We start from the raw sequence: 12,983 nt of genomic DNA on the forward strand, positions 1-12,983 counted from the left end.
CCGATGCTCAAGCGCCTCATAGACTTTCTCATCGCCGCGGTGGGGCTGGTGGTCCTCTTGCCCTTCCTGCTGCTGGTCGCCGTGTTCATCAAGCTGGACAGCCCGGGACCGGTGTTCTTCCGCCAGGAGCGGGTCGGCCTGAAGGGGCGGACCTTCCGCATCTTCAAGTTCCGCAGCATGGTGAACGGCGCCTACAAGATGGGCTCGCGCCTCACCACCAAGCGCGACCCGCGCGTCACCCGCGTCGGCCAGATCCTGCGCTGGTTCAAGATCGACGAGTTGCCGCAGCTCATCAACGTGCTGGTCGGCGAGATGAGCCTGATCGGGCCGCGCCCCGAGGACCCGCACTTCGTCCGCCATTACACCAAGGCGCAGCGCGCCGTGCTGTCGGTGCGGCCGGGGATGGTGGGGCCGAGCCAGATCCTCGGGCGCGACGAGCTCGAGAGCTACCCCGAGGGCCTCAAGGACACCGAGGCGTACTACGTCGAGCACATCCTGCCGGAGAAGCTCGAGCGCGATCTCGACTACGTGCGGCGAGCCACCTTCTGGGGCGACATGGGCCTGCTGGCGCGCGGCATCTGGGCGACGGTCCGCGGCGCCGTGAAGACCAAGTTCCTCTGGCGCCGCCGCCACCGCGTCGCGCTCTTCGCGATCGATTGCGTGCTGGTCGGCGTCTCCTGCTTCGTCGCCTTCATGATTCGCAACGACTTCGAGTGGCCGCAGGACCCGCGCTTCCTGTTCCTGCCGATGTTGATCGTGCTGGTGGCGCGGGCCGCGACCCTCATGTACTTCGGCGCCTACCAGGGGGTGTTCGCCTATTTCGGCCTCTACGACCTCGCGGCGCTCTTCAAGGCCGTATCGCTCAGCGCGGTGATCGCCGGCGGGCTCACGTTCTTCGTCGGCCTGCAGTCGTTTCCGCGCTCGGTGTTCGTGATCGACTGGGCGATCGTGCTCTTCATGCTCAGCGGCGTGCGCTACGGTCTGCGCATCTGGGTGCGCCACGGCTGGCGGCAGCGCGGTCAGCGGCGGCAGAAGGCGCTGGTGGTCGGCGCCGGCGTCGGCGGCGAGTCGATCGCCCGCACCCTGCTCGAGGATCCGCTCTGCCCCTACCGGCCGGTGGGATTCATCGACGAGGTGCCGGAGCGCTGGGGCTCGCTGATCCACGGCGTGCGCGTGCTCGGCGGGGCCGCCGAGCTGCCGCTGGCGGTGTCGGCGAACCGCATCCAGGCGGTGTTCGTGTGCGTGTCGGACCTCAGCGACGACGCGGCGCGCGAAGTGGTCGACGTCTGCGAGCAGGCGGGCGTGGAATATCGGATCGTGCCGGCGTTGAGCGACCTGCTGAGCGCCGAGACATTTGGCAATGAACGCAACGGCCTGCCCTCGGGCAGCATGGCGGTCGTGCGGCATTGACGGGCAGGCAAGACACTTCAGGAGTCTCACAGGGGGACGCGACAATGGGGGATCTCGTTCTGGTCACCGGTGGAGCCGGGTACGTGGGCTCGCATCTGATTCGCAAGCTGCTGGCGCGTGGGCACCGCGTCCGCGTGCTCGACAACTTCATCTACGGCGGCCACGGGCTCGACGGGGTGACGGACCACCCGGACCTCGAGCTGCAGACCGGCGACATCTGCGACGACCGGGCGCTGGCGCGGGCGACCAAGGGCGTGCGCGCCGTGGTGGCCCTGGCGGCGATCGTCGGCGATGCGGCGTGCGATCTCGATCCGGCGCGCACGATGGCGATCAATTACGAGTCGACGCGCCAGATCCTCGAGGCCTGCAAGGCGGCGAAGGTCGAGCGCCTGGTGTTCGCCTCCTCCTGCAGCGTGTACGGCGCCAACGGCAACGACCTGATCCACGAGCGCTCGCAGCTCAACCCGGTGTCGCTGTATGCGCGGACGCGCATCATGTCCGAGGATCTGTTGTTGGCGCAGGACGACGTCGACGTCATCATCCTGCGCCTGGCGACGGTCTGCGGCGTGTCGGCGCGCATGCGCTTCGATCTGATGGTCAACACCATGACAGCCTGCGCCACGGCGCAGGGCGCCATCCGGGTGAGCGGCGCCAAGCAGTGGCGCCCCCACCTGCACGTGCAGGACGCCGCCGAGGCATTCCTCGCCGCCGTCGAGATCGGGCGGACGCGCGAGAAGACCTTCAACGTCGGCTCCGACCAGCAGAACTACACCGTCGGTGAGATCGCCGAGTTGGTCGCCAAGCAGTACCCGGGGACGCAGATCGAGTACGCGCCGAACGGTCACGACCTGCGCAGTTATCGCGTCGCCTTCGACCGCATCCGCGACGGGCTGGGCTTCCGCGCCACGCGCACGGTCGACGACGCGATCGCCGAGGTGGGCGGCCTGATGACCAGCGGCCGGATCCCGGACTTCCGGCACGATCAGTTCCACAACGCCAAGTGGCTGAGCGCCTCGGGGCGCCTCCAGGGAGCGGCGTGAGGTGGGAGCGCGGCTGCGCGTCGGCCTGATCGGTTGCGGGCGCATCGCCCGCGTGCACCGCGCCTACCTGCAGGGGTTGTCCTCGGTCGAGCTGATCGGGGTCCATGACGTCGACGCGGCGGCGCGCAGCGCGTTCGCCGCGGAGTGCGGCCTGCCGGCGCTCGGCTCGGTGGGCGAGCTCGTCGAGCGCGGGAGGCCGGACGTGGTGCACGTCCTGACCCCGCCGGCGACCCACGCGCCGCTGGCCCTCGAGCTGCTTAGAGCCGGGGTCAACGTGCTGGTCGAGAAGCCGATGGCGCTCAACACCGCCGAGGCCGACCAGGTGGTCGCGGCCGCGCGCAAGGCGGGGCGCTGGGTGAGCGTCGATCACAACCGCTGGTTCGATCCCGTCGTCCAGCAGGCGGCGGCGATCGTCGAGGGCGGGTGCATCGGCAGCGTGGTCGGCGTCGAGGTGTTCCAGGGCGCCGAGGCCGGCGAGGCCGACAAGCACGCCGACGCGATGGCCCACTGGAGCGCGCGACTGCCCGGCGGCCTGTTGAACAACCTGGCGTCGCATCCGCTCTACCTGGCGCGCCGCTTCGCCGGCCGCTTGCGCGATCTGCGCGTCATCGCCCAACGCGACGGCGGCCTGCTCGAGGAAGTGCGATTGATCGCCGAGGGCGACCGCGCCCTGGTCGGCGTCACCATGTCCCTGCGCGCGCAGCCGTTCATGAACCGGCTCACCGTGCTCGGCACGGCCGCGACCCTGGAAGTGAATCTCAACAACATGACCCTGATCGAACGTCGCCCGCGCCGCCTGCCGAAGCTGGTCGGCAAGGTGTGGCCGAACGTGCACGAAGCGGCGCAGTTGGTGACCGCGACGGCGCGCAACGCGGTCGCCTACGCGACCGGTCGGCAGCGCTTCTATCCCGGCATCGGTCTGCACCTCGCCGCGCTCTACGCCGCCGTCGGCAATGGCGAGGAACCGCCAGTGAGCGCCGCCGAAGGGCGCGACGTCGTCGCCTGGTACGACGAGATCCTGGCCCAGAGCGGCATCGCCGCCGCGCCCGCGGCACTGGCAGGCTGAGCGGTGAGCACGGTGCTGGTCACCGGTGCCGCCGGATTCCTCGGCGGCGCCATCGTTGCCCGTCTGCGCGCCGACGGGATGCGCGTGCGCGCCTTCGTCCGTCCGGGTCGGACGGTGGTGGCCGACGAGGTCGTCGAGGGCGATCTCCGCGATCGCGAGGCGCTCGCCCGCGCGGTTGCCGGCGTCGACGCCGTGGTCCATGCCGGCGCTCGGGTCGCGACCACCGGCGCGTGGGAGGAGTTCGAGGCGACCAACGTGTCGGCGACCCAGACGCTGATCGAGCTGGCGCGCGCCGCCGGCGTGCGCCGCATCGTGCACGTGAGCTCGCTGAGCGTCTACGCGGTGCCGAGCGACGGCGCGGTGGTGCGCGAGGACAGCGCCTACGACGACAGCGGCGGCGAGCGCGGCTTCTACGCCCGTTCCAAGCTGCTCGCCGACCAGGCGGCGATGGCGGCGATCGCCACCGGAGCGCCGGTCACCGTGATCCGGCCCGGCCTGCTGTACGGCCCGGGACAGCGGCCGCCGCTGGCGCGACGCTCCATCGGTCTCGGACCGCTGCGCCTGCTGCTGGCGCGCCGCGGCTATCTGCTGCCGCTGGCGTACGTCGAGAACGTCGCCGACGCGATCGTCCTCGCGGTGAGCAGCGCGGCGGCGGCCGGCCGCGCCTATACGATCGTCGATTTCCACGCCCCGCAGGCCGACTACGCGCGTCTCTATCGCCAGGTGCAGGGCGCGAACTGGTTCCCGATCTATCTGCCACTCGGGCTGGTGCGGGCGGGGGTCAGCGGCGTCGAGACCCTGGCGCGCCTGGCCGGGCGGCGGGCTCCGATCAGCCGCCACCAGGTCGACCGCACGCTGCGCAGCGCCACGTTCACCACCCGCCGGGCACGCGAGGAATTGGGATGGCAGCCGCGCGTCGCGCTCGACGAAGCGCTGCGCCGCAGCTTCGCGGCCCCGGCGGTGCCGGCGACATGAGGGGGGGCACCGCGCGGCCCGCCGAGCTCGCCGCCGGGGAGTCGGCGGGCCCCCGCGACACGGCGGCGCCGGCCGATCCGATCTCGGTGCTGTTCGTCGAGGCATCGAGCGGCGGCGTCCTCGGCGGCTCGCTCACCGGTCTGTACCACCTGATGCGCGGCATGGACCGGCGTCGCTTCCGCATCGGCATGGTGCTCTACGAACCGAAGCCGATCGAAGCCGACCTGGCGCGCCTCGACGTGCCGGTCCATCACCTCGCGCGCCGCCGCCTGCCGAAGCAGCACGGGTTGCTCGAGCTCGAGAGCTATCAGCGGGCGAAACGGCTCGGCGTGATCCGCCAGTTGCTGCGCGGTGGCCGGCAGACGGCCCGCCTGTTCGCCGAGGAGCTGCCGGCCGCGCTGGCGTTGGCGCGCCTCATCCGCCGCGAACGCGCCGACGTGATCCACCTCGGCAACGGCGTGCGCGCCAACTTCGACGGCATCCTCGCCGGCATCCTCACCGGCGTGCCGGTGCTCTGCCACGTCAAGGGGTTCGAGAAGTACGGCGGGCGCGAGCGCTGGGCGGCGCGCCACACCATCCTGGTCTGCATGACCCAGGCGGTGCTCGACGCCTGCCACGCCCACGGGGTGCGGTCGCCGATCGAGCGCATCGTCTACGACGCCGTGGACGAGACCTGGCTGCGGCCGCAACGCGATCCCGCCGATCTGCGGCGCGAGCTCGGCATCCCGGCCGACGCGCCCTGCGTCGGCATCGCCGGCAACATCCAGGAGTGGAAAGGGCAACGGGTGCTGGTGGATGCGCTCGGCCTGCTCGGCGACCGCCACGACGCGCACTGCGTGATCGCCGGCGGCGTCCACCGCGCCGGCGAGGCCTACGCCGCGGCGCTGCGGGCGCGCATCGACGAGCTCGGCCTGGGCGGCCGCGTGCACCTGACCGGGTTCCGCGCCGACATCCCCGAGGTGATGAACGCCTGGGACATCGTCGTCCACGCCTCGGTGCGGCCGGAGCCCTTCGGCCGTGTCATCCTCGAGGGCATGCTCCTGGGCAAGCCGGTGATCGCCACCGCGGCGGGCGGTGTGCCGGAGCTGATCACCCACGAGGAGACCGGCTATCTCGTCCCCCCCGGCGACGCCGCGGCCCTGGCGGCGCAGCTCGGCGCATTGCTCGCCGATCCCGAGACCGCCCGCGCCACCGGCGCCCGCTCGCGGGACTGGGCGCGCGCGCGCTTCGCCCTCGACCGCCACGTGGCCGAGATGTGCCAGATCTACACCGACGCAGCGAGGACCCGCCACGCATGAACATACTCGGAATTTCCTGCTTCTATCACGACGCCGCCGCCGCGCTCCTGGTCGACGGCCAGTTGGTCGCCGCGTCGGAGGAGGAGCGTTTCTCGCGCAAGAAGCACGACGCCGACTTCCCGACGCTGGCGATCCAGTTCTGCCTGGCGCAGGCGGGCATCGGCATCCAGGACGTCGACTACGTCGTCTTCTACGAGAAGCCGTTCGTGAAGTTCGAACGCATCCTCACCACGGCGCTGCAGGCCGTGCCGCGGTCGTGGAAGGTGTTCGGGGACGCCATGACCACCTGGCTCCTGGACAAGCTGTGGGTGAAGAACTTCATTCGCCAGGAGCTCGGCATCCCGACCGACAAGATCCTGTTCTCCGAGCATCACCTGTCGCACGCGTCGAGCGCGTTCCTGTGCTCGCCGTTCGACGAGGCGGCGATCCTCACCGTCGACGGCGTCGGCGAGTGGGCCTGCGCGACCTTCGGCCGCGGCCGCGGCAACGAGGTCTCGCTGCTGCGCGAGATCCGCTTTCCGCACTCGGTCGGCCTGCTGTACAGCGCCTTCACCGCCTTCCTCGGCTTCGAGGTGAACGAGGGCGAGTACAAGGTGATGGGCATGGCGCCGTATGGCGAGCCGCGGTACGTCGACAAGGTCGAGAAGCTCTACAAGGTCGAGCGCGACGGCAGCCTGTGGCTGGACATGAGCTACTTCTGCTTCCACCACTCGACGACCCGCACCTACAACCAGAAGTTCGTCGACCTGTTCGGCGAGCCGCGCGATCCGGAGTGGCTGTTCTTCACCGAGGCGTCCGGGTTCCCGCCGTACTTCGGCGAGCGGCCGGACGACTTCGCGCGCATCGCCGAGCGCAACCAGTACTACGCCGACGTCGCCGCCAGCATCCAGCACTGCACCGAAGAGATCGTGCTGGCGATGGCGCGGGCGCTGCACGACGAGACCGGCCTCACCAAGCTCTGCCTGGCCGGCGGCGTGGCGCTCAACTCGGTGGCCAACGGCCGCATCCAGCGCGAGACGCCGTTCAGCGAGCTGTTCGTGCAGCCGGCCGCCGGCGACGGCGGCGGCGCGCTCGGCGCCGCGCTCTTCGCCCACCACGCCGTGCTCGGCCAGCCGCGCCGCTTCCGCATGGAGCACGCCTACTGGGGGAAGTCGTACGGCGATGGCGAGATCGGCGACTATCTGCGCGGCGCCGGGATCGCCCACCACCGCGCCAGCCACGAGGACGAGCTGCTCGATCGGGTCGTCGACCACCTGCGCAAGGGGCACGTCATCGGCTGGTTCCAGAACCGCTTCGAATGGGGGCCGCGGGCGCTCGGGGCGCGCAGCATCATCGCCGACCCCAGCCGCCCCGACATGAAGGACATCGTCAACACGAAGATCAAGTTCCGCGAGCCCTTCCGGCCGTTCGCGCCGTCGGTGCTGGTCGACGCGGCGTCGCGCTACTTCGAGCTCGACGATCCGGCGAAGCACTATCCGGCGCGCTTCATGCTGTACGTCGTCGACGTCAAGCCGGGGCAGGGCGACAAGCTGCCGGCGATCACCCACGTCGACAACACGGCGCGCCTGCAGACGGTCCACAAGGAGCAGAGCCCGCTCTACTACGGGCTGATCGACCGCTTCGGCCAGGCGAGCGGCATCCCGGTGATCCTCAATACGTCGTTCAACCTGAAGGGCGAGCCGATCGTCACCACGCCGGCGCAGGCGCACAGCACGTTCGCGCGCAGCGGCATGGACGCGCTGGTGCTGGGCAACAGCATCGTCACCAAGGGCTGACGGTCGACCTCGCGCACCGCGCTCGCTCCCCGGGAGATCGGATGGCATCCGCGCGCGGCCGCCGGCTGCTCGGCGGACTCGTCCTCGCCGGCTTCGGCGCCGTCATGGCGCTGCTGGCGGTCGAGGCCGGCGTCCGCATCCTGCATCTCGTGCCCGACCGCTTCTGGAAGGCGGATCCGCTGCTCGGCACCGCCCTGATCCCCGGCGCGAGCGGCTGGTGGACGCAGGAGGAGCACGAGTTCGTCGTGCCGATCCGGATCAACGACGCGGGCCGCCGCGACCTCGATCGGAGCCTCGAGAAACCGGCCGGGGCGCTGCGCATCCTGCTGCTCGGCGACTCCTTCGTCGAAGCGCTGCAGGTGCCGATCGAGCAGACCTTCGCGCGCGGCCTGGAACAACGGCTCGGCGCGGCGCTGGGGCGGCCGGTCGAGGTGGTGAGCATGGGGGTGAGCGGCTACGGCACGGCCAGCGAATACCTCTGGTACCGCGAGGTCGGCCGCCGCTTCCATCCGGACATCGTGCTGCTGTCGTTCTACCCGGGCAACGACGTGCGCAACAACAGTCCGACCCTGGAGCCGACCCTGCGGCCGGTCTACGGCGCCGACGGCGCGATCGACCACGTCGTCGGCGGCAAGGGCGACGCGGGCGGTGGCCGCCGCGGCCTGCTGAACCGCTCCGCGGCGTATCAGTACGTTCGCAAGCTCGTCCTCACCCGGCAGCCGGCGCTGGCGGCCCGCCTGGTCGACTGGGGCCTGCTGAAAGCGGAGGCGGTGCGGCCGGTGCCGATGGAACACGGCATTCCGGTCGACTACTGGGTGTTCGCGAGCCAGCCGCCGGCGGCCTGGCAGGAGGCGTGGGCGCACACCGAGTCGCTGTTGTCGGCGTTCAAGGACGCCGTGACCGCCGACGGCGCGACCTTCGCGATCATGGTCGTCACCGCGCGCGAGCAGATCTACCCCGACGACTGGGCGCAGGTGCAGGCCGCCTATCCGGCGATGCGCGAAGTCAATTGGGACCTCGACGGACCGGAACGCCGGGTTCTGAGCTGGTGCGCGCTCAACGACGTGCGCTGTGTGGCGCTGTCGCCGGCGTTCCTCGCCGCGCGCGACAATGGCCCGCGGCTGCACTGGCACTTCGATGGACACTGGACGCCCGCCGGCCACGCGCTGGCGGCAGAAACCATGGCTGAGGCCCTGCGGCCATCGCGGCCGTGAAGGGAGGACACATGAAGGTCGGCGAAGGGATGAAGAACCGCCTCGGCATCGCCGGGGAGCTCCTGTCGTTTCTGTGGCAACAAAAGATGTGGTGGCTCATACCTATGGTGATCGTGCTGCTCGCCTTCGGCGGACTCCTGGTCACCGCGCAGAGCTCGGCCCTGGGGCCGTTCATCTACACGCTGTTCTAGGTGCCGGGGGGCATCGGGGGACGACGACGACACAACCACGGGGGGGTCGAGAATGCCGGATGGGTGAGACCCGACATCTGATGCGTCCCGCGCCGTTGGCGCTGCTGGCCGTGCTGCTGGCGGCCGGCAGCGCGGCGGCGGCTCCGTGCACCTACTTCGTCCGCGCCGGCTTCGCGCCGTCGGGTATCCCCGACGGACGCACGCCAGCCACCGCCTTCGGGCGGATCGCCGACGGCATGCAGGCCATCGGCAACCCGGGCGACGTCGTGTGCGTCGGGCCGGGTACCTACGTGGAGGGCGACCTGGGTCCGGCGGCCAACATCGACGGCTTCCCGGGATTTCCGATCGAGATCCGGGGCGATGCCACCGGGGCCACCACCGGCGATCCCCCGGGGCCGGTACGCATCATCCCACCGAGCGGCCTGCCGGCGGAACAGACGCCGGGCGCCGCCTTCCGCATCCTCGGCCACACGGACCTCACCATCGAGGGATTCGAGATCAGCGGCTTCCGCGACGCGGGCATTCAGGCGCGTTCGGCAACCGTCGGCGGCGCCAACAGCGGCCGCATCACCATTCGCAACAACGACGTGCAGGGCTGCCGGACCGGCATCGACGTCTACGGCGAGGACATGATCGTCATCGAGAACAACCGCACCGTCGCCAATACGTCGTCGGGGATCTCGCTGCAGAGTTGTCAGCAGGCGAACACCTTCGGCACCTGCCGCGGCGTGGCCAGCGGCCCGATCGTGCCGATCGTCTCCAACAACCGCAGCGGCGGCAACGGCGCGCACGGACTGTTCCTGCGCGGCGGCGAGAATGCCATCGTTCAGAACAACGTCCTGTTCAGCAATGCCTTCACCGGCATCACCGTACGCGGCGTCTCGGACGCGATGGTCGCCAACAATCTCGTGTACCGCAACGGGCAGGAAGGGCTCGCGGTCGGCAGCGGCTTCAGCGGATCGGGCGATGCCGGCGATGCGGCGATGCTGGCCTCGCCGAACGCGATCATCATGAACAACACCTTCTTCAACAACGGGCAGTGGGGGGTGGAGATCGGCAATCTCTTCGCGGCGTCGCCGGGGGCGGCGGTGGTCCACAACATCGTCTGGCGCAATGGCTCCGGGCGACTGGGCATCGGCGTGCTCAACGAACGCAGCCAGGCGGGGATCCGCGAGCGATCCGTCTGCAACTACGTCGCCGGATACAATGACGTCCTGGACGACTACGGGCCGGATACGCCGCGCAACGTGTTCGACCTCCGGGTCGACCCGCTCTTCGTCGATCCGGCCGGGGCCGATGGTGTCATCGGCGGCGAAGTCGTGGATGGGCAGTTCGTCGATCGCTCGGACGACGACGACTTCCACCTGCGCCAGGAGGGCGGCGTCATCAGCCCGCTGGTGGACGCCGGATCGACGACCGCGGCGGCGACGGGCCTGACCGGGTCGACCGCCAGAAGCGGCGCGGCCGACGGCGGCCGCGTCGACCTCGGCTTCCACTATGGGGCGAGCACGGACCAGGTCCTGAGCTACGAGCCGCCCTACATGCCGCTCTTCGTCCGCAACGGCGGCCGGGATACCTATGACGGCCGCATCCCGACCAAGCCATTCGCCACCATCACCACGGCGGCGCGGCGCGCGCGCGCCGGCGTCACCGTCGTCGTCGGACCGGGCATCTACCGGGAGTGCGACATCAGCGCCCCGCCGGACAGCGGCCGCGCTTCCTTCGTGGCCGACCCGGCCGGCGATCTGACCGGGGGAACGCCGCGCGTCACGCTCGTCGATCCCGGCCGCTGCTACTACGATCCGACCACGGACCGCTATTCGCCCGGGCAGACCGGTTTCAACATGGCGAGCGTCTGCGGGGTGGTCATCGACGGCTTTCACATCACCGGCGCCAGCGACGACGGCATCCAGCTCCAGAACGAGTCCGACGGCGCGATCCTCCGCAACAACGTGCTCTTCGGCAACGCCAAGCGCGCCATCAACGTCAACAACAGCGACGACGTGCGGATCGTCAACAACCTCGCCTTCGGCAACAAGGGCGGCATCCAGATCGGCAGCGGGTCGCGCAGCGCGGCGCAGTGCGACCGGAGTGGCGCCCGACGAGCGGTGATCGAGTTCAACACCCTCTACAAGAACGACTTCGACGGCGTGCTGATCGGCGCGGGAACCTGTCCGTCGACCGACGCCGCGGTGCGCTACAACGTCACCGGCGAGAACGGCTACGGCATCGAGGTGGGGAGCAACACGACGCGCACCCAGAATCTGGTGGGCTATAAGACGGGATACAACCTCGTCGCCGATCGCTACGCCGCCGGCGTGCCGCGCGGCCCCGGCGACCTGCTGATCAGCCTGCAGAGCGAGCCGCTCTACCTCGACCCGACGGCGGTGGTGGTCGGCTCCGATTGGCGTCGCGACCGGCACTTTCGCCTGGCGCAGCTCGCCGCCGGGCAGAGCCGGCAGAGTCGCGCCGTCGACTTCAGCGACGTCACGGCGGAGAAGGCCGGCATGGCGCACCTCAGCACCCGTTCCGACGGCCAGCCGGACACGGGCCTGGTCGATCGCGGCTACCACTATCCCATGGGCGAGGGCGTGCTGCCCGGCGACTGCAACGGCGACGGCGTGGTGACGGTGAACGAGATCGTCCTGGCCGTGAACATCGCGCTCGGCAACCTGCCGCTCTCGCAGTGTCCGATGGCGAGCAGCGACGGGCAGCAGGTGAGCATCGCCGACCTGATCCAGGTGGTGAGCTCGGGGCTGCAGGAGTAGGGCGATGGTTCCCCGGCGCGTGCTGTACACCATCAACCGCATGGAGGTGGGCGGCAGCCAGACGCACCTCCTGCAGGTGCTGCGGCTGATCGATCGCGAGCGCTTCGAGCCGCTGCTCTGTTGTCTCACCGGCAAGGGGTCGCTGCTCGATGCCGCGCGCGCCACCGGCGCGACGGTGATCGACGGCGGGGTGCACCGGCTCCGCGCCCCCAGCACCCTGGCCGCGATCGCGCGGCTGCAGCGCTTCATGCGGCGCGAGCGCATCGACGTGGTCCACAACTACCTGCTGCGCGCCAACGTCGTCGGCACGCTGGCGGCCCGCGCCGCGCGCGTGCCGGTGGTGCTGACCAGCAAGCGCGGGTGCCACGAGCGCCATGGCTACGAGATGGCCGGCGCGCGACTCTCGAACCGGCTCGCCGACTGCGTCACCGCCAACGCCGACGCGGTGCGCGATTTCGTGCACGGGCACGAGGGCTGCCCGCGCGAGAAGATGGTGGTCATCCCGAGTGGCATCGACACCGAACGGTTCACCCCGCTGCCACCGGGCGACTACAAGACCCGGCTCGGCGTGCCGGCCGAGGCGGTGGTGGTGGGGAGCCTGACGCGCATGCGGGTGCGCAAGGGGGTCGAGGAGTTCCTGCGGGCGATGGCGGCGATCTGCGCCGAGCGGCCGGCGGTGCACGTCGTGATCGCCGGCGACGTCACGCTCGACGCCGAGTTGCAGGCACTGGTCGACGCCACGGGCCTGGGCGACCGTCTGCACCTGCTGGGACGGCGCAGCGACGTGCCGGAAGTGCTCTCCGCCTTCGATCTCTTCGTCCTCTCGTCGCACGACGAGGGGATGTCGAACGCCATCCTCGAGGCGATGGCGATGGAGCGGCCGGTGGTCGCGACCGCGGTCGGCGGGACGGTCGAGGTGGTGGGCGAGGGGACGACGGGTCATCTGGTGCCGGCGCGGGACGCCGACGCCCTGGCGCGGGGGATCCGCCGGGTGCTCGACGACCGCGAGCGGGGGCGCGCGATGGGGGCGCGCGGGCGCCAGGTGGTCGTCGATCGCTTCTCGGCGCAGGCCATGGTGCGGCAGATGGAAGCGCTGTACAGCCGACTGCTGGCGGCGCGCGCCGCGGGGCAGCCGGCGACGGCGGCCCTGTCAGCGGCGACGTAGCGGCGCGGCGCGCGCCGCGGGGGGCGTCATGTTGGTCACGTATCTGGGGCACGCAGCGGTCATGCTGGAGGCGGGTGGAAC

At 70.6% G+C, this 12,983-nt stretch carries 10 protein-coding genes; all 10 read left to right on the plus strand.

Features of this window, described 5'->3' with window-relative positions; genetic code table 11:
• Positions 1-3 precede the first annotated feature (3 nt).
• The 10 genes from KF840_21800 (at position 4) to KF840_21845 (ending at position 12,902) form a co-directional block, all read left to right on the plus strand.
• The gene (locus tag KF840_21800) at positions 4-1,410 is read left to right on the plus strand and encodes a sugar transferase (protein MBX3027540.1); all 1,407 of its coding nucleotides are present in this window, start codon (positions 4-6) and stop codon (positions 1,408-1,410) included.
• Between the two features lie 44 nt (positions 1,411-1,454).
• Positions 1,455-2,450: an NAD(P)-dependent oxidoreductase gene (locus KF840_21805; GenBank protein MBX3027541.1), complete on the plus strand. Its 996-nt coding sequence runs from the start codon at positions 1,455-1,457 to the stop codon at positions 2,448-2,450.
• A 1-nt stretch (position 2,451) separates the two neighbouring features.
• The gene (locus KF840_21810; GenBank protein MBX3027542.1) at positions 2,452-3,516 is read left to right on the plus strand and encodes a Gfo/Idh/MocA family oxidoreductase; all 1,065 of its coding nucleotides are present in this window, start codon (positions 2,452-2,454) and stop codon (positions 3,514-3,516) included.
• 3 nt (positions 3,517-3,519) lie between these two features.
• On the plus strand, positions 3,520-4,491 hold the full coding sequence (locus tag KF840_21815; GenBank protein ID MBX3027543.1) for an NAD-dependent epimerase/dehydratase family protein: 972 nt from the start codon (positions 3,520-3,522) through the stop codon (positions 4,489-4,491).
• On the plus strand, positions 4,488-5,789 hold the full coding sequence (locus KF840_21820) for a glycosyltransferase family 4 protein (protein MBX3027544.1): 1,302 nt from the start codon (positions 4,488-4,490) through the stop codon (positions 5,787-5,789). Before KF840_21815 ends, KF840_21820 begins: the two co-directional genes overlap by 4 nt.
• A complete protein-coding gene (locus tag KF840_21825; GenBank protein MBX3027545.1) occupies positions 5,786-7,564 on the plus strand; it encodes a hypothetical protein in 1,779 nt (592 codons plus the stop codon). The genes KF840_21820 and KF840_21825 overlap by 4 nt, the downstream gene beginning before the upstream one ends.
• A 41-nt stretch (positions 7,565-7,605) precedes the next feature.
• Positions 7,606-8,778: an SGNH/GDSL hydrolase family protein gene (locus tag KF840_21830; protein MBX3027546.1), complete on the plus strand. Its 1,173-nt coding sequence runs from the start codon at positions 7,606-7,608 to the stop codon at positions 8,776-8,778.
• Between the two features lie 11 nt (positions 8,779-8,789).
• The gene (locus KF840_21835; protein ID MBX3027547.1) at positions 8,790-8,969 is read left to right on the plus strand and encodes a hypothetical protein; all 180 of its coding nucleotides are present in this window, start codon (positions 8,790-8,792) and stop codon (positions 8,967-8,969) included.
• Between the two features lie 80 nt (positions 8,970-9,049).
• Entirely contained in the window at positions 9,050-11,737 is a 2,688-nt protein-coding gene (locus KF840_21840) for a right-handed parallel beta-helix repeat-containing protein (GenBank protein MBX3027548.1), read from the plus strand.
• Between the two features lie 4 nt (positions 11,738-11,741).
• Complete coding sequence (locus tag KF840_21845; GenBank protein ID MBX3027549.1) at positions 11,742-12,902, plus strand: glycosyltransferase; 1,161 nt, start codon at positions 11,742-11,744, stop codon at positions 12,900-12,902.
• Positions 12,903-12,983 lie beyond the last annotated feature (81 nt).

Source organism: bacterium, from assembly GCA_019637795.1.
Lineage (GTDB): Bacteria > Desulfobacterota > Binatia > HRBIN30 > CADEER01 > JAHBUY01.

What these genes read in the sequence shown, in the direction of transcription:
- KF840_21835 (MBX3027547.1), top strand. Translation starts at nt 8,790, where the DNA reads ATGAAGGTCGGCGAAGGGATGAAGAACCGCCTCGGCATCGCCGGGGAG.
- KF840_21840 (MBX3027548.1), top strand. Translation starts at nt 9,050, where the DNA reads ATGCGTCCCGCGCCGTTGGCGCTGCTGGCCGTGCTGCTGGCGGCCGGC.
- KF840_21845 (MBX3027549.1), top strand. Translation starts at nt 11,742, where the DNA reads ATGGTTCCCCGGCGCGTGCTGTACACCATCAACCGCATGGAGGTGGGC.
- KF840_21830 (MBX3027546.1), top strand. Translation starts at nt 7,606, where the DNA reads ATGGCATCCGCGCGCGGCCGCCGGCTGCTCGGCGGACTCGTCCTCGCC.
- KF840_21825 (MBX3027545.1), top strand. Translation starts at nt 5,786, where the DNA reads ATGAACATACTCGGAATTTCCTGCTTCTATCACGACGCCGCCGCCGCG.
- KF840_21820 (MBX3027544.1), top strand. Translation starts at nt 4,488, where the DNA reads ATGAGGGGGGGCACCGCGCGGCCCGCCGAGCTCGCCGCCGGGGAGTCG.
- KF840_21805 (MBX3027541.1), top strand. Translation starts at nt 1,455, where the DNA reads ATGGGGGATCTCGTTCTGGTCACCGGTGGAGCCGGGTACGTGGGCTCG.
- KF840_21800 (MBX3027540.1), top strand. Translation starts at nt 4, where the DNA reads ATGCTCAAGCGCCTCATAGACTTTCTCATCGCCGCGGTGGGGCTGGTG.